Here is a 21,419-nt window from a genome sequence, read left to right on the forward strand (position 1 = left end):
GTATCTGTGAAAATTGCATAATTACCTTTTCAGTGTGAAAATCAGGTGTTGATAAAATTAAAATGGCTCAATCACGCCATTTCAAAAATTGAGATTCTCACAAATAAGAATTATGCAATTTTCTAATCTATTATTCAGCTAAGAACAAAGATTTTAATTGTGATTCTTCTTCATAATATAGACCCATTTTTTCAACTCGAATCGTCTGAATACTTTGAGGTATTTGTAGGTTATGACACATGACTTCAATCAATGTTTCAGGGTTAAGACTCCCTTGACTGCTTGATTGCAGCATTGCTCGAATGATCAATTCATTATCTTGCGAATACACAAAATGAATTGAATGAATATATTCAATAATGTTGAGTGTTCTCATTTTTCCATTTTTTGCTTTTTTTTCAAAGAGAATCTCACTTTGTGTCGCAAATCGCTCTAGCCATTCCTGAAAAGGTAATTGTGCAATTGGACCGGAAAAATCAACTTTTATTAGAAATTCAGAGTGTGTCACGGTTGCCATGAGAGATTTTTTGGATTCTATATATTTTGCATCAAGAACTTCAATTCCGTCCGGAAATTTCAATGCTTTAATTGAATCCAGAGGAACTTCTTTTTCGAGTTGAACTTCCATGATTTCACCCTTGCTTGAGTAACCAACGGATAACGGTGATGCAAATGTCATTTTTGGAATAGGATTAAAGCCTTCAGAATATTTAAGCGGAAGTTGATTAAATCTAAAAACGCGTTCAAATAACTTCATGAGCTCTAAATGACCCAAAAATGCCATATATTTTTCTTTTGTATATAGAATTCTTAAAGTAACCATTAACATTCACCACCAATTAAATTGACATTTACACCACAACCTGTACATCCCAAACGACAATCCGGTGTATTCTCTGCATTTAAAGCTTTTTTGTATTCACTTAACAAATATTGTTTGTCTACACCGCAATCAATCATATCCCAAGGTAAGAATTCATCAAAACTTCTTTCGCGCGTTGTATAAAAATCTGGATCTACTCCTGTTTCCTCAAATGCTTGCATCCAAGTTTTATTTGAAAAATACTCCGCCCAACCATCAAACTTGCATCCTAAGGCGTACGCTTTGTACAATACCTTATTTAATCGACGGTCACCTCTCGCAAAAACACCTTCTAAAACACTTGTAGATGGGTCGTGATAATTGTAAACAACCTTTTTATTAATTAATTTTGATTTGAGATGATCTATTTTTGAGTAAAACTCACTCACAGTGTTCTGTTTCATCCACTGAAATGGCGTAAATGGTTTTGGAACAAAGCACGAAGTACTTACCGTCACTTGTACGGATTTTTTCATATATTCAGGCTTCACTTGTTTAAACGTATATGTTCCAAGATTTGCAATTTCATTGATTCCATCGAGATCTTCTGTTGTTTCTGTCGGTAAACCGATCATAAAGTAAAGCTTAACACGATGCCAGCCAAGTTCAAAAATACTCTTATAAGTTTCTAAAATATTTTCATGGGAGACACCTTTATTGATAACGTCTCTTAAACGTTGTGTTCCTGCTTCTGGTGCAAAAGTTAAACCCGTTTTCTTGATTTTTTGAATTTCTTTCACGACATCCACAGAAAAACTGTCTAGTCGCAATGATGGCAATGAAACGCCAATGTTATCCTTTTCATATTTTGAAACGAGATTAAACACGATATCTTTAATTTGCGAATGATCTAGCGTACTTAATGAAGTGAGTGAAATTTCTTCGAAACCTGTACTTGACAAAATACTGTCAGCAAGGCGTTCGATTGTTTCTGCACTTCGTTCACGAATCGGTCGATACAGCATGCCAGCTTGACAAAAACGACATCCTTTCGTACAGCCTCTGAACAATTCGATCATTGCACGGTCATGTACAACATCTGCAAGTGGAACAATCATCGTTTCTAGCATAAATCCCGAATTAAAATCCTGAACGATTCTTTTTTGAATTTTTTCTGGTACCTCTTCAAGTCGATTATAACCAACAAGTGTGAGATCTGGCGCATAAATTGGCTCGTAAAACTTCGGAACATAAATTCCAGGAATATTGGCTGCGTTTAATAAAAATTCATTTTTACTTATCAGCCCAGCTTTATAGGGTTCAAATGCATCCATTAACTCAAGTAAAACCTCTTCGCCTTCACCTATTACAAACAAATCAATAAACTCGGCAATTGGTTCAGGATTATAAGCACACGGTCCACCTGCAATGATGATTGGATCCTTATCATGACGATCTTTTGAATAGAGTTCAATCCCAGAAAGGTTAAGCATGTTGAGTATATTGGTATAACTTAATTCGTATTGTAACGTAAATCCAATCATATCCATATCGGATAACGGTGATTTTTTCTCTAGTGTAAATAATTTGATATTTTCTTCGCGCATTTTGCGTTCCATATCTGGCCATGGTGCAAATGCACGTTCACAATAAACATTTTCCTTTTGATTCAACAGATTATAGATAATTTGTAATCCTAAATGACTCATACCAACTTCATAAACGTCAGGAAACGCAAAACAAAAACGGATTGTATGATCGAATATTTCCTTATCAAATGTATTCATTTCGCCACCAATATAGCGAGATGGTTTTTCTACTTCATGAAGCAAAGCTTCTAAATTCATGATGCCTCCTAATATTTACTAAACTTACTAATAGCTAAAAAACGTACTTTTTTTACGTCGAATATAAATGGACTCAGCAATTCCAACTGCAATCATGCTGGACATGATGGATGTAGATCCATAACTAAAAAATGGCAATGTAATTCCGGTAACAGGCATGAATCCCAATGTCATTGCGATATTTTCAATGATTTGAAACGCAAACATAAAGACGAATCCAATAATAATGTTAGATCCAAAATCATCTTTAACTTTTGTACTGAGATAAACCAACCTAAGTAAAAAGAACATATAAAGTGCAATAACACTTAACCCCCCTACAAACCCAGCCTCTTCTACAAAAACTGCGAAAATAAAGTCAGATTCTTGTACAGGCAAATAATTTAATCGGTGATAAACACCTTGGAAAAATCCTTTTCCATACATTTGCCCTGATCCGATGGTTATTTTTGATTGCATAACTTGATAGTAACCAGGGAGTGTTGGGTCATTGGGATTTAAAAACGCATCAATCCGCTGTCTTTGATGTGTTTTTAAATGCGGATAAATAATTGGCATAACAGCACCTATACCTGCGATACTCAAACCAATTTGCCAATATTTCATGCCACTTGCAAGGAGCATTCCAAAAGTTGCAGATACAAATACAAGCGCACTACCTAAGTCTGGTTGTTTTAACAAAAATCCTAAAAATGGCAATGTTAAAATAACCACTTTTAGAACATCTTTAAATCCATTGATACCATTCATTTTCTCTATAAATTTTGACATAAAAACGACAAAACAAATCTTAGTTATTTCACTGGTTTGAAATAAAATGGGTCCAAGATTAATCCAGCTTCTTGCATTATTTCGTGTTTCTCCTAATCCCGGAATATACACTAAAAGTAATAGTGCAATCCCAAATCCATAAAACCACCAATAAAATTCACCAATCAACTCATAATTGATAAACTGAATGACTAAAATAGCGACTAGGCCCATGATAAATGAAGCCAACTGCATCTTAACCTCACGAGTGAGTCCATATGTCATAACATCTGTAGCAGATGCAATGGTGATTAAGCCTAATGAGAAAATGATTAAAATGATGACAATTAGCGCATAATCAAAATTTTCAAGAATTCTTTTAATATTCAAAATAGCACCTCAATTTAAAAAAGGTCCATACGGACCTTTGGTTACCTTTTCAAATTCTTAATGGGTATACTAGCAACTAACACCGGTTTTCCAGAGGATTGATCTTGAGTTCTCGTGATTTTAATATCAAAATCAGAAGGGTCGTAATCAACATGTTCAGATATAGAAGATAGAATATCTTTTTTTAATAATTCAAGTAATTCAGGCGAGCAATTTGTTCTATCATGAACCAATACTAGTTTTAAACGGTCTTTGGCTATGTTTTTACTCGTCTGCTTGTTGTTTAAAAATCCGAATAAATCAAACATACACGCCTCCTATTTGCCTATATTTAGAACTCTTTTAATTTTGTCAAAAATACTCTCTTGTACATCAAATTCTAAAAATGGCACCTCTTCACCAGTAATGCGTTTCGCGATGTTTCTAAAAGCCAAACCTGAAAGAGAATGATCTTTAAAAACAGCTGGTTCACCTCTATTTGTACTCATAACAACTTCTTCATCATCTGGTACAACGCCGATGAGATCAATTGCAAGAATGTCTTCGATATCTTCCACATTCATCATCTCGCCTCGTTTTACCATATCCACTCTTAAACGGTTAACGATAAGTCTTGGATTACTAATTTCTGCAGCTTCCAACAAGCCAATAATTCTATCTGCATCACGAACTGCTGAAACTTCCGGTGTTGTAACAACAACGGCACGATCTGCTCCTGCAATTGCATTTTTAAAGCCTTGTTCAATTCCTGCAGGACAATCGACAATAACATAGTCGTGCGTTTTCTTTAGATCATTTACAAGTTCTTTCATTTGCTCTGGATTGATTGCATTTTTATCTTTTGTCTGTGCTGCAGGAAGTAAAGATAAATTTTCAAATCGTTTATCACGAATAAGTGCTTGTTTTACACGACAAACGCCAGTTACAACATCAACGACATCGTATACAATTCTATTTTCAAGTCCCATAACAATATCAAGATTTCTAAGTCCGATATCTGCATCAATTACACACACTTTTTTTCCAAGTAACGCAAGAGCCGCACCAATATTAGCAGTTGTGGTCGTTTTACCAACGCCACCTTTTCCAGATGTTACTACGATAGCTTCACCCATCTTATTCCCCTCCAAATAAATATCTTAATGACATTTTTCGATTTTTATAACACCCTCACAAACAGATGCTTTCTCCGGCACGTTGGCATGATGCAAATCATCATCACTCGGTGGTACCGATATAAAAGTTGAAATTCTAATCTGTGTCGGTTTTAATACATTCGCAATAATAATCGCTTTTTCATCACCTGCAGAACCTGCATGGATAAATCCAAGAACACGTCCTATCACTATAATATTTCCTTCAGCAACAATTTCTGCACCAGGATTGACATCTCCAATTACCACTACATGACCTGGATAATGAACTGATTTCCCCGATCTTAATGTTCCAAATACAAACTTTGTATCATCGAGTGATCTAGGTTTAGTCTCAGTGATTGTTTGATAGACAATCTTTTCTACGATTTCCTTCTCAACAGTTGGTGTCATCGTTTTTTCAGGTTCAGTTGCTACAGTCTGATGATCCACTTCTACATTCCTTGAATTCGAAGTAGAATCTGGATCTTCTAAACTCTCCACTGTGATGCCAAACTCATCGTAAATTATGGTTTCGAGAATCGCCTTTTCCTTATAAGAAATTGATCTCCCTTTTACGCCAATTATACGAGATCCTTGATAAAATGAAGCTCTATTCACAAGTAATTCTCTTAAGAATTTTATAATTGTATCAAAAGATTCATCTGCATCTAAATTCAAATAAAGTCCGTTTAATTTTCCTTTAAACTCAACAGGACCTTTTTGAGCCATTTTATCACCACCATTAAATTATTTGTACACTATTATAAATACTATTTTAACTTATTATCATTTATTTAACAACTTATTATCTTTGGAAATCATATAAATCCCTTAAACCTAAACAGCGCATAGATTGAAAAGGACTATTCCTCAGTTTTGGGTTTATCAATTAATGGTGCTTCAACCGCTGGTGGTGTTAACTTGAAATACTCGGCTAAAACATCCCGTGCAACTGGAGCTGAGTAATAGCCATGTCCGCCTTGAGGAATAAAGATTACCACTGCAATCTCCGGATCTTCATACGGAGCATATGAAACAAACCATGAATAGTTGTCATAAGGCAATCTAAATTGATTGATGACTTCATCCGTAAGTTTATAATCGGTGAGTTCTTTTAATGCAAACCGCATGGCATTTCCTTTGTTTAAATAATCCTTTTGAATGATTGCATCTAATTCAGCAGTTTTTTCAGCTTTTTCTTCTTCAGAAGTTGCCGCATCACGTTCTTTTTCTAAAGTCGCAATCTCTTCACTTCGCATCTTAATAATTTCTAGCGTTTTTGTTTCAAGTTCTTCAATTGAAATTTGAGGCGCTAAATCATCTAAATACTGAGTCAAATAAGCAACTTCATCGAGTGGTGGGATGGACCCTTCTTTTTGAGCAGTACCAGTCTTACCTGCAACATTTATTGGGAAATTTTTAAAGATTCTCGTTACAGAACTTTGAGTGCCTTTTGTAACCTGTAACATTGCTTGCTGTACGTATTTTAAATTTCCAGACTGATCAAAGCTTTCTTTTGCTTCAGTGTTCTTAGAGATGGTTTCATCACCGATTTGCTTGATGAGCGTTAAATCTTTTAGATAACCACCATTCGCAATGGAAGCGATATATCTTGCAATTTGAATAGGTGTATATGTGTGGTCACCTTGTCCAATGGATAAGTTTAAAGTATCACTTTCATACCACTTCATTAAATTAAAATAATCATATTTAATGATATCTGCAAGCTTATCCGCAATCCCCACTTCTTCATTACAGCCAAGTTTCAAAAGGCGTTTAATGATTTCTCCACGACCAGGATTTTCATCCGCCCAATTGACGATTTCTGAAACCAGTGAATCAAGTGAATCTTCATCTTTCACGATTTCAGAAGGAAAATAATCTTTCGCTATGAGATAAAGTTGGTTGGACAATAATGCCTTTATGGTCTTCTTTTTCTTGTCTGGATCAGGCAATCCCATGGAAACTTCGCTGATTTCAACCCCTGTCTTGCTATCTAATCCAAATAATTTTGAATACTCCGTCAATAAAGTTGGATTCATGACAAAATTTAAAGGAATGTTTCTGTAGTAGTCCTTGCCATTAGATATATTGAAGAAATAATAGTTACAAGAAACTTCAATCGCCTTAAAAAAATTCGTCATACCATGTTTGCCACCGTTATCGTTCCAGTACCAACATCCAAACTTTTGATTACCTATTTCAACATATCCATCTGAATAAAGCTCCTGATAAGGGTTCATCCCCTGTTCCATGGCTGCATAGCCCGTTATCATCTTATAGATTGAACCTGGTTGAACAGCCATCATCGTCGCTGAGTTGTAAAGCGGACGAGCGGCAAGAGGATTTCGCTTATTAACTGGATTGAGTGCATTCCAGTCTTCCTGACTAATGCCTGTCGAGAATAAATTCACATCATATGAAGGATAACTTGCAGATGCGAGAACTTCTCCCGTTTTTACGTTAACGACAACACCTGCAGCCGTTTCGGCATTCGGGTATTCAGTAAATGCATAATCGCCCCACGGACTGTCATAAGGTGTTCCGGTTTTCAAGCAATTAAGTGCTTTTGCTAAACTATCTTCTAATACTTTCTGTAAATCCAAATCAATTGATAAATAAATATCATCACCAGACTTACCACTTTTAGTATCTAAGCCATATAAATTTTCATCAACTTCGCCTACGTATTTTCCATAGACGTCTACTTCAATATATTTGTATCCATTTTCACCGTGTAACTGATCTTCATAGACACCTTCAATCCCTGTTTTTCCGATTATTTGATTCTGATTATAGCCCTTTTCTTTAACGTAGGATTCAATCTCTGCATCTGTCGCAATTTTCCCCATATAACCTAAGATATGAGCAGCAGTTGAATTATTTGGATAAATTCTTATGGTCTCATACTTAATAGAAAATCCCGGAAACTCATAACCTTTTTCTTGTAATAATACGGCGGTTTCTTTTGAAACAGAAGGGGCCACATTAATAGGCTCGTACTTCAAATAGCCTTGTTCCTTAATTTTGTGTCTAAAAATCAAAATTTTATAAGCATCTTCATCTGAATAAGATGCATCAATTCTAAACTCAGGTCTATTGCGAATTTCTTTAAACGCCTCTTTTGCTGAGATATCTGCATCTAATCCATAGCTTTTTAAAAACGTCGTCTTGTAAATTTCATCTAAAAACAACAATTTTGAAGTCGATATAGGCAAATACTTTCCTTGATTATATAAAATTCGATAAGCTTCATAGTCACTTAAGCCTTCATCGATATAATTGGCAGAACGAATATCGTTAAACACCGCTTTTGCCGTCCATGTACTATCGTATCCATTATCAGTAAGCCATTTTTTTATATTTTCATCGTATCTGTATTTATAGACGCCGTCTTCAATATAAATAGGGAATTCAATATGATCTTCCCCTTGAACTGTTAAAAAATCATAAAATTCGATCATGATTTCATCAAATTCATCAATTGGAACGATTCCACTATTTAGTTCCACTGAAAAACCGATTTTACTTGTCGCCAATAACTTCCCGTTACGATCATAAATATCGCCTCTTTTGGAAGGTGTTTCAATTTTTTTTATGCGATTGTTAATCGATTTTTGATAAAACTCTTCACCTTTTGTAATCGTTATATGATACAGACCGACTCCTAAGAGTGCAAAGATGAGTATAAAGATTACCGTTATATGATTTTTTCGATTACTTAAGAAATTAAGCATTATAATCTCCTAACTTATATCCATTGACTTTCTTAAAAACAAACGCGTACATGACAAATCCAATTAGACTATTATAGATGACTTCAGTCATAATCTTTGTCAGCATCGTCGAAATCGGAATGGTCGATTGTACAAAGAACATGACGATATAAAACATAAAATGATAGCTAAGTGTGGCAATTGCGACTAAAAATATTGGCGTTAAGAAGTTGCCCTTAAAAAGGATTTCAATGACGTACATCGCCATGATGACTAATAGTAAATAAATCATCAAATTGACGCCTAACATTCTTCCAAGAAAGATGTCCTGAAGAGCGCCACTAATAGACGCAAACACCAAAGCGTGTTTCCACGAAAATAGCGAAACGAGTACAATAGAAATAATGATGCAAAAATTTGGAATTGCATCATTGATTCGCACTAATTGCAACAAAGTACTCGATAATATAAAATTCACGATTGCTAGAATCACAATTGTTCGATACTTCATTAATTTCCTGTCCCCTCACCATTACCATCAGCATTCGCCGGATCGGCCTCTTCTGTTGGCTCTGTTTCTTCGATGATTTCTTCACTCGTATTTTCAATTTTGTCAGGATTTTCATTAAATGGAACGATCATCACTTTATCGAGTTTTTTAAAGTTAACAACTGGCATCACTTTTACGCGTTTCAGAATTAAATCTTTGTCCTCGATAACTTCGTATACTTTTCCAATGAGAATTCCTTTGGGATACATCCCCAATCCGGAAGTAACAATGTAGTCGTTCACTTTCACAGTTGCCATAGGGTCAAAAAGCTCACCAATGAGTTCGTAGTTTGTGGTACCACTTAAAATACCATCGTAATCATCGCCGACTCTCAACATTTCAAAACCGACTGAAGACTTTTGGTCAATGATGGAGATAACTTTACTCCAATCATCACCGACTTCATAGACAAGCCCAACTAAACCATTTCCATTGATTACGGTACTGTTCTTGGTAACGCCTTGATTCGCACCTGCATCAATCGTCACCATATTAAACCAATTTCCTAAATCTTTGGAAATGACGTTGCAAGAAATATACCCTGAGCTACTGTCTCTTTCGACGTATTTCAAAGCACCTTTCAAATCTTTAAGTTCAGAAAGTTCCTTTTGTGACATCGTTAAAGAAACGATTTGCTCTTTGAGCATTTCATTTTCTTTAGATAAACTGTCATTCAAATCTTTGTAATTCAAGACGTTGATAATCGGTTCAGTTTTTTCGTCTATAAAATTACCGATCCCGCTAAAGAATTTTTGAACGGGCATTATGACTGAACCGAGTTTACTTTCTATAAATGTAATTCGTTCACGACCACCAAATGAGAGAATCATTAGCAATAGAAGGATCACACCTACAAAAAATAGAATCCATTTTGTATATCGACTATTCATCTATCCCACCAATGAACTATAATTTTCTAGAACTAATAAATACCTCTCTGAGTTCGTTAAAGCTTTCTACAGCTTTGCTGGTTCCAAGTGCAACGCAATCTAAAGGATTGTCAGCAATTAAAACAGGCATACCTGTTTCAAGATTGATTAATTTATCTAAGTTTGGTAATAATGCGCCACCACCCGCTAGAACAATACCCGATTGGAAAATATCCGATGCAAGTTCAGGTGGCGTTTTTTCAAGTGTTGACTTAATACCTTCAATAATCGCTTGAATAGGCTCTTTAATCGCTTCATGAATTTCACTTGAATAAATATTTAATGTATTCGGTAAACCTGTCACTAAGTTTCTACCAGTAATTTCCATATATTTATCATCAGAAGGTGACATAGCGCACGCAATATTCATTTTCAAGTTTTCAGCAGTTCTTTCACCAATCATAATGCTATATTTTTTACGGATATAATTGACAATTGAATCATCAAGCTCATCGCCCGCAATTCGAATCGAACGGCTTGTAACGATGCCACCAAGAGAAATAACAGCAATTTCAGTTGTACCGCCACCGATATCTACGATCATGCTTCCAATCGGTTCTGTAATTGGCAAGTCCGCACCAATAGCTGCTGCCAATGGTTCTTCTATTAAAAATGCATCTTTAGCACCTGCAGAAATAGCCGCATCATAAACCGCTCTTTTTTCTACTTCAGTAATTTGAGACGGAATCCCTACAACAACTTTAGCGCCTGAAAAAATACTTAGATTTGGAACTGCTTTATTAATAAAGTATTTGATCATCTTTTGAGTAATGTCAAAGTCAGCAATTACACCGTCTTTCAAAGGTCGAATCGCACGTATTTGTCCTGGTGTTTTACCAATCATCTCTTTTGCTTCTCTACCAACTGCCAACACTTGATTTTTGTCGTTAATTGCAACAACCGATGACTCCCTAACGACAATGCCTTTTCCTTTAACACATACAAGTGTATTCGAAGTTCCTAAATCAATTCCTAATTGCTTATCAAAAAATCCAAATCTCATTTTTTCTCCCTTTCATTACATAAATGCCATTTGCTTTTAAATAGCATTTTGCTCTTTAAAACTGTAATAGTGTCCTTTTCCAATTATGATATGATCGACAATTGGAATTCCAATCATTTTTCCTGCTTCTACCAATCGATCTGTTATTGCATGATCTTCTCTACTAGGGTCAATATGCCCAGATGGATGATTATGAATGACGATGATGGACGAAGCACTCTTTTTAATGGCTCTGTTAAATACTTCTCTTGGATGTACGATGGAAGCATTTAAACTTCCAACTGAGATAACTTCCCAATTAATGACTTCGTTTTTTGTATTTAAAAAAACGGCAATAAACTTTTCAACTCTTAAATCACCTAACTCTGAGTTGAAAAATTGTATAACATCGTTTGGTGATGCAATTTTTGTTTTTCTTTCAATCGTGTGCTGTTTGGCACGTTTTCCAAGTTCTAATGCAGCGATTAATTGACAGGCTTTAGATTCACCAATTCCATCAATTAAACACAATTCTTCAATTGTGACATGACAGAGTTCTGACATTTGATGTTCATAATCTTTCATAATCATATTGGCAATCTCAAGTGCGCTCTTATTTCGTGTTCCCGTTCTCAATAAAATAGCGATCAATTCGGAATTTGACAAAAATGTTGCACCTTGAGTCATCAATTTTTCCCTTGGCTGTTCAGAAATTGGAATATTTTTCAACATGGTATACGCTCCTCGCTAAAGCAAACTCAGATTAAAGTGTTGCTTTAATAATTGATTTAATTTTGAGAGCGGTAATCCCATTACATTGAAGTAATCACCTTCAATACGGTTCACTAAAACTGCGCCTTTACCTTGAATGCCATATGCACCAGCCTTATCCATTGGCTCGCCAGTAGAAATGTAACGTTCAATCTCATCAATTGTCAAATCATTAAAAACAACCGTGGTTTTAACAAAATCGACAATTTTACGATTAGAATTGAGCTGAATCATTGCAATTCCAGTGAATACATGGTGGGATTGATTATTTAACTTAAACAGCATATCGCGTGCATGACTCAAAGAAGCGGGTTTTCCTAAAACACGATCACAGTAAACGATGGTGTCACTTGCAATGATCAAAGCATCTGGATATTGTTTCGCAATATCTAAAGCTTTTTCATAAGCGAGACCCATCACAATTTGTTCAGGTGTTTCGATTATTCTTACATTCTCATCAATATGACTTGGAATTACATCGAAATCAATATTAAATAGATTTAGCAATTCAACCCTTCTCGGCGATCCCGAGGCTAATATCATCTTCATAGTTTTTTATACACGATAAATGCAATAATCAAACCAAGGATTCCTGCTAAATTTAAACTTAACTTGAATCCAAAAGTAATCACTATAACATTCAAATCCACAACAAATGGATCAACGCCGATACTCTTTCCAAAATTTAGGACTGGAGCAACATCGCTGAGTAACTCACCAATTAGGCTTCCAAAAATTGCGCCGATTAACAACAGTATCAATAGGATGATGCTATCATTACCTTTTACTCTCATATCAACCTCAATTTTACCATATTTTTACATGAAATACCATATTATGGAAATAACATCAAATAAATTGACATTAACCTAAACTATAGTTTAACATTATGTCCTGTTAATTACAAGTCGTATGCGTTTACAATTTCATAATAAAAACCTTAAAAATACAACCTATTTGTCATATATTAGGAATCCAAATTACAGATATTTTTTATGTTCAATCTTTGGAATTAAGCATCATATTTCCAATAAAAAAGATGAAATCAATAGATTGACTCTAGATTTCATCTTTTATCTTTTAGCAAAATTTTAAGTTTATAATAGAATGATTATTTTTAAGCATTATATGGCATTAAATATTATGCTATATCTTATGCCGTATCTTATGCTTTAATACCTGAGATTGCCTTTGTTGGACATTTTTCAACACATATCATACAGTTTGTACATTTGTCATAATCGATCTCTGCCAAATTATTTTTCACATGAATTGCATCATGAGGACAATTCTTTTCACAAATTCCACACGCAATACATGCTACTTGACAATTTTTCTTGACTTGAGGACCTTTTTCTTTGTTATTACATTCAACGATCGTTAACTGTCCGTAAGGCACCAGTGAGATGACATCTTTAGGACATATTGCGATACATTTATTACACGCTGTACATTTCTCTTTGTCAACTTCTGCAATCCCTTTAGAATTAATATGAATCGCATCAAAAGGACAAACTTGTACGCATGATCCTAAACCGATACAGCCAAACAAACAGCTTTTTGGACCACCATTGAGCATATGAGCAGCAACACAACTGTCAAAACCACTATAATCAAATCGATTTTGACAATTTTCTTCATGGCCTTCACATTTAACTTTCGCTACTTTTTTAATTGAATTTCCAGCGTCTAAACCCATGATTTGAGCTATTTTAGTTGCTGTTACAGCGCCTCCAACAGGACATCCGTTGACTGGCGCTTCACCTCTTACAACTGCAGAAGAAAAACCATCGCAACCTGGAAAACCGCATGCGCCACAATTTGCTCCTGGTACTGCCTCTCTTACCTCAACAACGCGAGGATCTACTTCAACTGCAAACTTCTTAGCAGCAAATGCAAGCAATGCGCCAAAAATCAGCCCCATTGCACCTAACGTTAAACTTGATTGAATAATGATTGTATAATTCATCACGCCCTCCTTATACTAAGCCAGTAAAGCCTAGAAAGGCAATTGACATTAGACTTGCAGTGATAAGTGCAATTGGAAAACCTTTAAAAGCAGCTGGTACATCTGATGTTTCTAATTTTTCACGAATTCCAGCGAATAGTACAATTGATAATGAAAAGCCTATTGCAGCAAAGAACGAATGGAAAATTGTTTGTACCAATCCAAACTTATACTGGATATTTAAAAGCGCTAGACCCAATACCGCACAGTTAGTTGTTATAAGTGGTAAAAATACACCTAAAGCTTGATAAAGTGTTGGACTCATTTTTTGTAATACAATTTCTACAAACTGAACCAAGGATGCAATTACCAAGATAAATGCAGCAGTTTGCAAGAATTCCATGTTGTATTTAACAAGAATATAGTAATGAACAAAATACGTAAGTGTTCCAGCTAAAGTGATAACAAACGTTACTGCCATTCCCATACCGAATGCAGTTTCAACTTGTTTTGAAACACCTAGAAATGGACAGATTCCAAGAAATCTCGAAAGGACAAAGTTATTTACGAGAATTGCACTGACCATGATGACAAATATACTTGCATTTTCCATAAATCCCCCTCCTATCTTGATCTTTTAAGTTGCACTTGATTGTAAAGTGCAAGGAGTAATCCAAGTGTTAAAAATCCACCTGGAGGTAAAATCATAATAATTGCTGGTTGATATGCTGAACCTAATAATGACATTCCGAATATACTACCATTTCCTAGTAACTCACGTACACTACCGAGAATAATAAGTGCAAGTGTAAATCCAAGGCCCATGCCAATTCCATCAAAAGCAGAATCGACGATTCCGTTCTTTGATGCAAAAGCCTCTGCACGAGCTAAAATGATACAGTTTACAACGATTAACGGAATGAAAAGTCCTAATGACTTAAATAGTGCTGGCACATAGGCTTCCATTAACATACCGACAATCGTAACAAATGTTGAAATAATAACAACGAATGCTGGTATACGAACTTGTGAAGGAATCACTTTTCTAAGAAGAGAAATCGCAACGTTCGAAGAAATAAGAACTGCAGTTGTTGCAAGTCCCATACCCACGCCATTGATTGCTGAAGTTGTTACAGCTAGTGTTGGACACATTCCAAGTAATTGTACAAAAGTTGGGTTTTCTTTTATCAAACCCTTGGTTAAATTCGCAATTTTCATTAGTTGTTACCTCCATTTTCTACAAGCCACTTGTATCCATCGATTGAAGCATTAGCTCCATCAGAAACTGCTTTACTTGTAATGGTTGCTCCTGTAATTGCTTGAATATCATTTCCAGAGGCACCTGTTTTAGAAACACCAATAAGCGAATCTGTTACTTTACCGGCATACTGAGAATAAAATGCTTCATCCGTTGCTTTTGCTCCCAAACCTGGAGTTTCATTATGAGTGCCAACTCTTAAACCAGATACCGTACCATCTACAGAAATTCCAGTGGTAACTTCCACTGCTCCACTAAATCCATTTGGAGTCGTTTTAAAAACATATCCAATAGTTGTACCCGACGTGTCCAAAGCGGCATATGCTTCGATGATGATTTCATTGATCGCTTTTAATTCTTTTAATTGATCTTCTGAAACAATTTTAAATTCTGCAGCATCTGGTAATACTTGTTTTCTTGCTTCTTCACTTGCCAATTGTCGCTGTTCATCAATTTTATCTTTTGTTACTTCATTGGTAAAACTTAACGCCATGGCAGCAACTGAACAAATTATTAGTAGTGAAATGCCAATTTTAATCATCTCTTTCATTTTTTAGCACCTCCAAATACACGTTGTTTTGTATATTTATCAATCAGCGGAGCTGCGACGTTCATTAAAAGAATTGAATAGGAAACGCCTTCAGGATAACCACCATATTGACGAATCACAACAGTAATGATGCCTAAGCCAACTGCGTAAATAGTCTGTCCAAGTGGTGTAATTGGAGAAGATGCATAATCTGTTGCCATGAAAAATGCACCTAACATTAATCCACCTGATACTAAATGAATTAAAGTTAATTCAAAATCAAATCCTGTAGCAAACAATGTCAATATAGCCACTGTGCCGATATAAATTCCAGGTATTTTAAAGGAAATGACACCCCTAGCAATCAAATAAATGCCTCCAAGGATTAAAAGCATTGCAGATGTCTCGCCGATACATCCACCGATATTTCCAATAAACATATCCATAATCGAAGGCAATTGCTCACCTGTTTTTTCTTTTAAAATGCCTAAAACCGTTGGTGATGTAATAGTATCCGAATGTGGTGCTAGCCATGTTGTCATGTGTACCGGCCAAGACGCTAATAATAAAGCTCTAGCTGCAAGTGCAGGGTTGATAAAATTATGTCCCAAGCCACCAAAAGCTTGTTTTACTATAGCAATGGCAAATGCACTACCGACAACTGGAATCCAATATGGAACTGCTGATGGTAAATTCATCGCCAATAACAAACCTGTTACGACTGCACTTAAGTCACTAATGGTCAATGGTTGTTTTCTAATTTTTTGGCAAATTGCCTCAGTGACAACCGCAGTTACAATTGATAATACTGTAATAATTAACGCTCTCAATCCAAATACATAAATGCCGTACAATGTAGCTGGTGTCAAGCCAATCAAAACATCCCTCATAATCCTCTGTGTTGTTATATTGGATCTAATATGAGGTGATGACGACACGATTAATCGATTTTCCATATTCATCCTCCCCTATTTTTTTCTTCTTGCTAATATTTCGCGTTTCGCTACTCGAATAGACTGTAGCAAAGGTCTCTTTGCTGGACATATATATGAACATGATCCACATTCAATACAGTCAAGAGCATTAAATTTAGCTGCTTTATCATATTCATGAAGTAACGTATAGGCGCTAATAGAAATAGGTTCTAGATTAATCGGACATACCGTAACACACTTCCCGCATTTGATACATGCAGTAGGTTCAGGTAAACGTGCTTCATCAGCGTCCAGAACTAAAATTCCCGAGGTGTTTTTCATAGATGGTAATGCGTCTGAAAATTGTGCAACGCCCATCATCGGACCTCCCAACAAAATTTTGCTCGGCGTTCCAGAATAGCCACCACAAAAATCAATTAATGCTTTAAGAGGCGTTCCCACTTTAAATCGAACGTTTTTCGGGTTTTTGACACCTTTCCCCGTCACAGTGCAGACCCTCTCTACCAAAGGCAAACCTGTTTCAAATAGTTTTGCAATCGTCTGAGCGGTTGCAACATTATTAACAACGACACCAATATCCATCGGTAATCCACCAGAAGGAATTGAACGTTTTGTACAAGCATATATCAGTTGTTTTTCAGCACCTTGTGGGTACTTTGTTTTAAGTGCAACTACTCGAATAGATGTATTTTTTGCAGCTTCAGTCATGGTATTGATGGCATCTGGCTTATTGCTTTCAATTCCTATAACACCATTTTTAACGGATAAAGCATGCATGAGAATTTGAAGTCCTTTTATGATCATATGTGGCTCTTCGAGCATTAATCGATGATCACACGTTAAATAAGGTTCACATTCTGCACCATTTAATACAATTGTATCAATTGGTTTTTCTGGTGGTGGTGATAATTTAACATGAGTTGGAAATCCTGCACCGCCCATACCGACGATTCCTGCATCTTTTATGATGTCAATGATTTCCTTTCCTGTTAATTGCTTATAGTCTGGCTTGGGTTTTACTGTTTCGCACAATTCGTATTGTTCATCATTTTCGATAATCACGCACGTATCAAAACCATAAGCTGTATTCTGTTTTTTCACATCCAGTACAATCCCAGAAACTGAACTGTGAACATTCGCAGATACAAATCCACCTGCAGCACCAATTAACTGCCCGACAGTGACACGATCCCCTTTACTTACCGTTGGTTCACATGGCGCGCCGATATGTTGCCTTAGTGGAATCTCAATAACCTTAGGTCCTAAAAAATCAACAATAGGCAAATGCTCAGTTGATTCTTTTGAATGCGGCGGATGAATACCACCTTTAAAAGTTAGTAGATCCATAAACTCACCCCTTAAATAATATTTTGAGCCTTTATACTTCAAAAAATCATATAAATGCTACATTTTTTTAATTATACTGTATACACAACAGCATCCAAAGTTATAATACACCAAATAAAACGATTGGTCAATCTCTCAAATAGCGTATTTTCAATATATTCCGGAGATTGAAAGTTAATTTTTTACCAAACTTTTTTTGATGACAACACCTTTAAAAAACAATTAAATTGATAAAATCTGTATTCATCCTATTTTGATAGGGTTATTTATATATTATATTTGTTAAACATAAAACAAACCTTATCGAAAGTTTGAATTAAGCATTCACTTTGCTTATAACACATGAAACGAAAAAACGTTATTTGAACAAAAAAAACATAAGTGTCCATATATGAACCTTATGCCTTATTGTATCCTATTTAGTTTATAATGCTTCATAATGCTTCATAACGATTAATAACGCTTCATCATGCTCTAATATTTTCATAATCTTGATAACTTATCCAATTAATTTTTGAACTTCTGCAATCACCTTATCTGGTACAAACGGTTTTACAATAAATCCCTTTGCACCTGCTTTAACAGACTCAATAACCATGCTCTCTTGTCCCATTGCGCTGCACATCAAAACTTTTGCATTCGGAAAATCTTTTGTAATCATCTGAACACCCTCAATTCCAGTAACCTCAGGCATCGTAATATCCATTGTCACTAAATCTGGTTCAAATTCTTTATATTTAATGTAAGCTTCCTCACCATTACTCGCTTCAGCAACGACCTCATAACCAGATTTCGTCAAAATATCTGACAACATCTTTCTCATAAACATAGCATCATCAACAACTATAACTCTTTTACCCATTGTACCCCTCCTAGACTGATCAAACTAAATTCATAATTCCCATAATAATTAATAAATATAACACAATTTTCTTGAATTTTGAATCCCCAATTACATTCCCTAGATATATACCCACAAATGTACCAATAATCATCACGGGAAATAATTTTAATAAATCCTGCAAATCTGGCGACTGATATAAACCATCTTTCATATACATCATAATCGTAAATATGTTTAAAATAAAGAAAATAAAAGACAAATTTGCTCTAAATTGATTTTTATCTTGCTGTTCATTGGCCATTAGTACAATAACAGGCGGACCACTTAGAGAAACAGATCCGTTGAGAATGCCGCTTAATACCCCCGTTACAATGTATGTAACGTGCTTATTTTTTAATGGAACTGTATAGCCCCTTAACATCATGACTGCGATGAGAATAAGTAATACACCCACGGCCTTTTTAAGAATCACTTCATCTACAAATAATAGCAATTCAACTCCTAATGGTATTGTAATAATTGCCACACAGGTCAGCAACATCAACTGACGAATATGAGGCATTTTCTTAAGTCTCAATAAAACCACTAAATTAAGCAGTAAACTAAGTGTTACCAGTGCAGGCACAATCACCTTTAATGGATAAAAAATTCCTAGTAATGGCAATGCTATTAGTGAAAATCCAAAACTCGTTGCGCCTTGAACCAGCGAAGCTCCAAAAATAACGATTGATGCAATAAAAACAACCATAATTCCCCCTGAGCATTATTTAGAGCTACGAATTAATTATATCATATCGATCGTGAAAAAATATCCCTAAAATTATCCAGAAAACCCCTTGACTTTTATCAGCATAATACTTATAATAAAAAAGTCGCAATGACACATGCGGATGTGGTGAAACTGGCATACACACTATCTTGAGGGGGTAGCGAGCATAGCTCATGCGGGTTCGAGTCCCGCCATCCGCACCATCAAAAAAACTCTTAGAGGAATCTAGGAGTTTTATTTTTTATATAGAGTATTTTATTTTTATATAGGAAATTTTATTTTTGATATTGAGTATTATATTTTTTATTATGGGTATTTTATTTTTTATTATGGGTATTTTATTTTTTATTATGGGTATTTTATTTTTTATTTAGGATATATAGGAGTCATTTTATGAGACTATTAAAATCTTCAGAAGATTATCTTGAAACGATCCTTATTTTAAAAAAATCAATGGGGCGAGTTCGCTCTATTGATATCGCTAATTATTTAGATTTTTCTAAGCCAAGCGTAAGCGTTGCAATGAAAAAACTTCGCGAAAATGCGTTTATTACAATTGATGCAAACGGCTATATTGAACTCACTCAAAAAGGTCTCATCGTAGCCGATCAAATCTATAACAAACATCAAATATTAACCAATTTTTTCATCAGAATTGGAGTTGATGAAAAAACGGCTGTGCAAGATGCATGTAAAATTGAACACGACTTAAGCGATGAAACCTTTGAAAAACTAAAACTATTTATCGATCCATCTAAGATGGATTAATTCTAATTATGCTTGAGTTAATTGCACTCCAAGCTCTTTACATTTCAATTCACACTCTTGATCTGGGGCACCACTTATAATCACTTGTTCCCCGATTAATTGCGCGCCTAAAGAATCTATTTCACTTGCCCAGTTGCGCATCCATTCACCATCACCCCATCCGTATGAGCCGAATAAAGCGATTTTCTTACCCGCCAACATGCCTTTTACTTCATCAAACATCGGTTGAAATTCAACTTCTTCAAGAACTTCTGCGCCCATTGATGGACAACCAAATGCGATATGGTTATATTCATTTACATTTTTTGTCGTAAAATCTGCAGATTGATAAACAACCGCATCGCTCCCGTTTGAACGAACTCCCTCTGCAATTAGATTTGCCATCGTTTCTGTATTTCCCGTACCTGACCAATAAACAATTGCTACTTTACTCATCATTAGATTCCTTTCTTCTGTCATATTTATATTAAGCAGCTACAGTGAGCTGAATAATACTCTTTCCTTTTAAAAACATCTTGCGATACTCACATGTACATTTAGTAAATTGATTAAACTTACGTTTTGAAACTTCAGGATCCCCATAGGTTTTCCAATAACCATTTAAAGTATAAGATTGCCCGCTATTTTGAATAAATCCAATCACATCTTCAAGTGGATACCCCAGTATAATGCCAACTTCATGAGGAAAATCTCGCTCTAAGCATATTTTCTTTGACAATATTGCCAGAAATGATTTTACTTGAAAACCACCATTCTGTCCTTTTTCATCTCGATCCTCTCCATAACCTAATTGTTTCAAAAAATCTTGTACATTTTCATTTTTTAGAATGGCTTCGATTTGCTTCATCCTGTATAGATAAATCAATAATGTTTGAGTTTTTTTACATTCTTTCATGATGACAATATCAAGACCTTTTGTGTTAAGGGCCAATTTCCATTTTTTCAACTCTGTTTTAACATAGGTTAAATCTGAATAACGATATAAAAATAAGTTTCCAGGTTTTAAACTTGCCAATGTTGGCGAACAACTTTCTATAATCGCATGCTCAATTGAATCCTTCAATGTGTCTTTAACACGACTCATAATAAATCACCTCGTCTCATCATGATTTATGATAGTTAGTTAACCCTAACTCAACCTTAAAAAT

At 35.2% G+C, this 21,419-nt stretch carries 24 protein-coding genes and 1 tRNA gene; 2 read left to right on the forward strand and 23 right to left on the reverse strand.

Annotated elements, in window-relative coordinates; all coding sequences use genetic code 11:
• Positions 1-130 precede the first annotated feature (130 nt).
• The 21 genes from ACZ41W_RS03665 to ACZ41W_RS03765 all read right to left on the reverse strand — a co-directional run bounded on the left by ACZ41W_RS03665 (position 131) and on the right by ACZ41W_RS03765 (position 19,482).
• Positions 131-823, reverse strand: coding sequence for a TIGR03936 family radical SAM-associated protein (locus tag ACZ41W_RS03665; protein ID WP_464313529.1), 693 nt, complete (start codon positions 821-823; stop codon positions 131-133).
• Complete coding sequence (locus ACZ41W_RS03670) at positions 823-2,649, reverse strand: TIGR03960 family B12-binding radical SAM protein (protein ID WP_464313530.1); 1,827 nt, start codon at positions 2,647-2,649, stop codon at positions 823-825. Before ACZ41W_RS03670 ends, ACZ41W_RS03665 begins: the two co-directional genes overlap by 1 nt.
• A gap of 27 nt (positions 2,650-2,676) precedes the next feature.
• Positions 2,677-3,789 carry an FtsW/RodA/SpoVE family cell cycle protein gene (locus tag ACZ41W_RS03675; protein WP_464313531.1) on the reverse strand — a complete coding sequence of 371 codons (1,113 nt, stop codon included), beginning with the start codon at positions 3,787-3,789 and terminating at the stop codon, positions 2,677-2,679.
• Between the two features lie 41 nt (positions 3,790-3,830).
• Positions 3,831-4,097: a cell division topological specificity factor MinE gene (gene minE, locus ACZ41W_RS03680; RefSeq protein WP_464313532.1), complete on the reverse strand. Its 267-nt coding sequence runs from the start codon at positions 4,095-4,097 to the stop codon at positions 3,831-3,833.
• Between the two features lie 9 nt (positions 4,098-4,106).
• Entirely contained in the window at positions 4,107-4,904 is a 798-nt protein-coding gene (gene minD / locus ACZ41W_RS03685) for a septum site-determining protein MinD (protein ID WP_464313533.1), read from the reverse strand.
• A 24-nt stretch (positions 4,905-4,928) separates the two neighbouring features.
• The gene (minC, locus tag ACZ41W_RS03690) at positions 4,929-5,654 is read right to left on the reverse strand and encodes a septum site-determining protein MinC (protein ID WP_464313534.1); all 726 of its coding nucleotides are present in this window, start codon (positions 5,652-5,654) and stop codon (positions 4,929-4,931) included.
• Between the two features lie 134 nt (positions 5,655-5,788).
• Positions 5,789-8,662 carry a penicillin-binding transpeptidase domain-containing protein gene (locus ACZ41W_RS03695; RefSeq protein WP_464313535.1) on the reverse strand — a complete coding sequence of 958 codons (2,874 nt, stop codon included), beginning with the start codon at positions 8,660-8,662 and terminating at the stop codon, positions 5,789-5,791.
• A complete protein-coding gene (gene mreD, locus ACZ41W_RS03700; protein WP_464313536.1) occupies positions 8,655-9,152 on the reverse strand; it encodes a rod shape-determining protein MreD in 498 nt (165 codons plus the stop codon). The genes ACZ41W_RS03695 and mreD overlap by 8 nt, the downstream gene beginning before the upstream one ends.
• Entirely contained in the window at positions 9,152-10,081 is a 930-nt protein-coding gene (mreC, locus tag ACZ41W_RS03705) for a rod shape-determining protein MreC (RefSeq protein WP_464313537.1), read from the reverse strand. The genes mreD and mreC overlap by 1 nt, the downstream gene beginning before the upstream one ends.
• A gap of 16 nt (positions 10,082-10,097) precedes the next feature.
• A complete protein-coding gene (locus tag ACZ41W_RS03710) occupies positions 10,098-11,123 on the reverse strand; it encodes a rod shape-determining protein (RefSeq protein WP_464313538.1) in 1,026 nt (341 codons plus the stop codon).
• 36 nt (positions 11,124-11,159) lie between these two features.
• A complete protein-coding gene (gene radC, locus ACZ41W_RS03715) occupies positions 11,160-11,834 on the reverse strand; it encodes a RadC family protein (RefSeq protein WP_464313539.1) in 675 nt (224 codons plus the stop codon).
• A gap of 15 nt (positions 11,835-11,849) precedes the next feature.
• A complete protein-coding gene (locus ACZ41W_RS03720) occupies positions 11,850-12,380 on the reverse strand; it encodes a Maf family protein (RefSeq protein WP_464313540.1) in 531 nt (176 codons plus the stop codon).
• Between the two features lie 38 nt (positions 12,381-12,418).
• Positions 12,419-12,667 carry a DUF4321 domain-containing protein gene (locus ACZ41W_RS03725; RefSeq protein ID WP_464313541.1) on the reverse strand — a complete coding sequence of 83 codons (249 nt, stop codon included), beginning with the start codon at positions 12,665-12,667 and terminating at the stop codon, positions 12,419-12,421.
• 371 nt (positions 12,668-13,038) lie between these two features.
• Positions 13,039-13,842 (reverse strand): RnfABCDGE type electron transport complex subunit B, encoded by an 804-nt coding sequence (locus tag ACZ41W_RS03730; protein WP_464313542.1) that lies wholly within the window; start codon positions 13,840-13,842, stop codon positions 13,039-13,041.
• Between the two features lie 10 nt (positions 13,843-13,852).
• Positions 13,853-14,434: an electron transport complex subunit RsxA gene (rsxA, locus tag ACZ41W_RS03735; RefSeq protein WP_464313543.1), complete on the reverse strand. Its 582-nt coding sequence runs from the start codon at positions 14,432-14,434 to the stop codon at positions 13,853-13,855.
• Between the two features lie 11 nt (positions 14,435-14,445).
• Positions 14,446-15,039, reverse strand: a complete 594-nt coding sequence (rsxE, locus tag ACZ41W_RS03740) for an electron transport complex subunit RsxE (RefSeq protein WP_464313544.1) — start codon at positions 15,037-15,039, stop codon at positions 14,446-14,448.
• On the reverse strand, positions 15,039-15,629 hold the full coding sequence (locus ACZ41W_RS03745; protein WP_464313545.1) for an RnfABCDGE type electron transport complex subunit G: 591 nt from the start codon (positions 15,627-15,629) through the stop codon (positions 15,039-15,041). Before ACZ41W_RS03745 ends, rsxE begins: the two co-directional genes overlap by 1 nt.
• Positions 15,626-16,564 carry an RnfABCDGE type electron transport complex subunit D gene (locus ACZ41W_RS03750; protein WP_464313546.1) on the reverse strand — a complete coding sequence of 313 codons (939 nt, stop codon included), beginning with the start codon at positions 16,562-16,564 and terminating at the stop codon, positions 15,626-15,628. The genes ACZ41W_RS03745 and ACZ41W_RS03750 overlap by 4 nt, the downstream gene beginning before the upstream one ends.
• A gap of 12 nt (positions 16,565-16,576) precedes the next feature.
• Positions 16,577-17,890, reverse strand: a complete 1,314-nt coding sequence (gene rsxC, locus ACZ41W_RS03755; RefSeq protein ID WP_464313547.1) for an electron transport complex subunit RsxC — start codon at positions 17,888-17,890, stop codon at positions 16,577-16,579.
• Between the two features lie 499 nt (positions 17,891-18,389).
• The gene (locus ACZ41W_RS03760; RefSeq protein ID WP_464313548.1) at positions 18,390-18,752 is read right to left on the reverse strand and encodes a response regulator; all 363 of its coding nucleotides are present in this window, start codon (positions 18,750-18,752) and stop codon (positions 18,390-18,392) included.
• Positions 18,753-18,771: 19 nt separating this feature from the next.
• Positions 18,772-19,482 (reverse strand): sulfite exporter TauE/SafE family protein, encoded by a 711-nt coding sequence (locus tag ACZ41W_RS03765; RefSeq protein WP_464313549.1) that lies wholly within the window; start codon positions 19,480-19,482, stop codon positions 18,772-18,774.
• Between the two features lie 138 nt (positions 19,483-19,620).
• Here ACZ41W_RS03765 and ACZ41W_RS03770 point away from each other — a divergent pair.
• Both ACZ41W_RS03770 and ACZ41W_RS03775 read left to right on the forward strand, forming a co-directional pair.
• A tRNA-Leu gene (locus tag ACZ41W_RS03770) sits at positions 19,621-19,706 on the forward strand.
• A gap of 190 nt (positions 19,707-19,896) precedes the next feature.
• Positions 19,897-20,271, forward strand: a complete 375-nt coding sequence (locus ACZ41W_RS03775) for a metal-dependent transcriptional regulator (RefSeq protein WP_464313550.1) — start codon at positions 19,897-19,899, stop codon at positions 20,269-20,271.
• 6 nt (positions 20,272-20,277) lie between these two features.
• Here the strand turns inward: ACZ41W_RS03775 and ACZ41W_RS03780 are convergent, their stop codons facing one another.
• Positions 20,278-20,706 carry a flavodoxin gene (locus ACZ41W_RS03780; protein WP_464313551.1) on the reverse strand — a complete coding sequence of 143 codons (429 nt, stop codon included), beginning with the start codon at positions 20,704-20,706 and terminating at the stop codon, positions 20,278-20,280.
• 31 nt (positions 20,707-20,737) lie between these two features.
• The gene (locus ACZ41W_RS03785; protein WP_464313552.1) at positions 20,738-21,355 is read right to left on the reverse strand and encodes a DUF3793 family protein; all 618 of its coding nucleotides are present in this window, start codon (positions 21,353-21,355) and stop codon (positions 20,738-20,740) included.
• Positions 21,356-21,419: the final 64 nt, after the last annotated feature.

It is taken from the genome of Fusibacter fontis (assembly GCF_055378735.1).

Excerpts from the sequence above, each read along its gene's own strand:
- ACZ41W_RS03665 (WP_464313529.1), bottom strand. The coding sequence starts at position 823 with ATGGTTACTTTAAGAATTCTATATACAAAAGAAAAATATATGGCATTT.
- ACZ41W_RS03670 (WP_464313530.1), bottom strand. The coding sequence starts at position 2,649 with ATGAATTTAGAAGCTTTGCTTCATGAAGTAGAAAAACCATCTCGCTAT.
- minE (WP_464313532.1), bottom strand. The coding sequence starts at position 4,097 with ATGTTTGATTTATTCGGATTTTTAAACAACAAGCAGACGAGTAAAAAC.
- minD (WP_464313533.1), bottom strand. The coding sequence starts at position 4,904 with ATGGGTGAAGCTATCGTAGTAACATCTGGAAAAGGTGGCGTTGGTAAA.
- minC (WP_464313534.1), bottom strand. The coding sequence starts at position 5,654 with ATGGCTCAAAAAGGTCCTGTTGAGTTTAAAGGAAAATTAAACGGACTT.
- ACZ41W_RS03695 (WP_464313535.1), bottom strand. The coding sequence starts at position 8,662 with ATGCTTAATTTCTTAAGTAATCGAAAAAATCATATAACGGTAATCTTT.
- mreD (WP_464313536.1), bottom strand. The coding sequence starts at position 9,152 with ATGAAGTATCGAACAATTGTGATTCTAGCAATCGTGAATTTTATATTA.
- mreC (WP_464313537.1), bottom strand. The coding sequence starts at position 10,081 with ATGAATAGTCGATATACAAAATGGATTCTATTTTTTGTAGGTGTGATC.
- ACZ41W_RS03710 (WP_464313538.1), bottom strand. The coding sequence starts at position 11,123 with ATGAGATTTGGATTTTTTGATAAGCAATTAGGAATTGATTTAGGAACT.
- radC (WP_464313539.1), bottom strand. The coding sequence starts at position 11,834 with ATGTTGAAAAATATTCCAATTTCTGAACAGCCAAGGGAAAAATTGATG.
- ACZ41W_RS03725 (WP_464313541.1), bottom strand. The coding sequence starts at position 12,667 with ATGAGAGTAAAAGGTAATGATAGCATCATCCTATTGATACTGTTGTTA.
- ACZ41W_RS03730 (WP_464313542.1), bottom strand. The coding sequence starts at position 13,842 with ATGAATTATACAATCATTATTCAATCAAGTTTAACGTTAGGTGCAATG.
- rsxA (WP_464313543.1), bottom strand. The coding sequence starts at position 14,434 with ATGGAAAATGCAAGTATATTTGTCATCATGGTCAGTGCAATTCTCGTA.
- rsxE (WP_464313544.1), bottom strand. The coding sequence starts at position 15,039 with ATGAAAATTGCGAATTTAACCAAGGGTTTGATAAAAGAAAACCCAACT.
- ACZ41W_RS03745 (WP_464313545.1), bottom strand. The coding sequence starts at position 15,629 with ATGAAAGAGATGATTAAAATTGGCATTTCACTACTAATAATTTGTTCA.
- ACZ41W_RS03750 (WP_464313546.1), bottom strand. The coding sequence starts at position 16,564 with ATGGAAAATCGATTAATCGTGTCGTCATCACCTCATATTAGATCCAAT.
- rsxC (WP_464313547.1), bottom strand. The coding sequence starts at position 17,890 with ATGGATCTACTAACTTTTAAAGGTGGTATTCATCCGCCGCATTCAAAA.
- ACZ41W_RS03760 (WP_464313548.1), bottom strand. The coding sequence starts at position 18,752 with ATGGGTAAAAGAGTTATAGTTGTTGATGATGCTATGTTTATGAGAAAG.
- ACZ41W_RS03765 (WP_464313549.1), bottom strand. The coding sequence starts at position 19,482 with ATGGTTGTTTTTATTGCATCAATCGTTATTTTTGGAGCTTCGCTGGTT.
- ACZ41W_RS03775 (WP_464313550.1), top strand. The coding sequence starts at position 19,897 with ATGAGACTATTAAAATCTTCAGAAGATTATCTTGAAACGATCCTTATT.
- ACZ41W_RS03780 (WP_464313551.1), bottom strand. The coding sequence starts at position 20,706 with ATGAGTAAAGTAGCAATTGTTTATTGGTCAGGTACGGGAAATACAGAA.
- ACZ41W_RS03785 (WP_464313552.1), bottom strand. The coding sequence starts at position 21,355 with ATGAGTCGTGTTAAAGACACATTGAAGGATTCAATTGAGCATGCGATT.